Annotated in this window: 1 protein-coding gene; it reads left to right on the forward strand. The window is 54.0% G+C overall.

Translation table 11 applies throughout. The annotated features are described in order from the left end of the window. On the forward strand, positions 1–953 hold a 953-nt coding region (locus OGX96_RS00760), incomplete at both ends, for an Ig-like domain-containing protein (RefSeq protein WP_286582012.1).

Here is a 953-nt window from a genome sequence, read left to right on the forward strand (position 1 = left end):
GACCCGGTGCTGGTAGAGATTAACGGCTACCAGTATCACGGCCAGGTGATTGATACCGGGAAAAATACCCTCGGTTATCGCATCGAGGTGGATTCTGCGGTGTTCTCTGACAACGTCGGTCAGGTGCTGAAAGACGTGACGGTCCACGTCAGCGTCACTTCCCACGATGCGGCAGGTAACCTGGCAATTGCCACCAGCAACCACAACGTACATCTCGATAACTTCGCGGAAAACGCGGTGTATATTGATACCGTCGCGGGTGATGACCTTATTAATATCAAGGAGTTTTTAGCCAACGGCGGGATCACGCAAATTACCGGTACCGTGACCGGCGTGGATGCGAAAGTGGGTGATGTGGTTACCCTGGAGCTGAAGGGGGGGGCGGTGATTCACAGCTCGGTTATCGCGCTGGCGGGCGGTGGGCTGGGCTATAGCATTCCGGTAAACAGCCATAAGCTGGTAACTCATCCGGAATTTACTGTCTCTGTCACCTCTACGGACCCAGTGGGGAACAGCGTCACGCATTCTGAAACCAAAACCATCAGCGCCGACCTGTATACGCAGTCGCATATCACCATTGATGGCGTTACCGCTGATAACTTCATCAACATCAAGGAATCGACGGACAATAACGGCAAGACCACCATCAGTGGCACGGTAAGCGGCGATGCGAAAGAGCACGATACCGTTGAGCTGGTGATTAATGGTCAACACTATTCGGGTGAAGTGGAGAAGCTGGCGAACGGCAATCTGGTCTACCATATCCCGGTGGATACCCAGAACCTGGTCAACAACCCGGTGATTCATGCCAGCATCCATACCACGGACGAGCATGGCAACGAAATGACGGCGGTGACGAAACACCACGTCGGGCTGGATCTGGACGCCAGCGCCTCTATCGGCATCGATACCGTCGCAAGTGATGACATTATCAGTAAAGCCGAGTCCGACCT

Source organism: Citrobacter sp. Cpo100, assembly GCF_030332595.1.
In the GTDB taxonomy this organism is placed as follows: Bacteria; Pseudomonadota; Gammaproteobacteria; order Enterobacterales; family Enterobacteriaceae; genus Citrobacter; species Citrobacter portucalensis.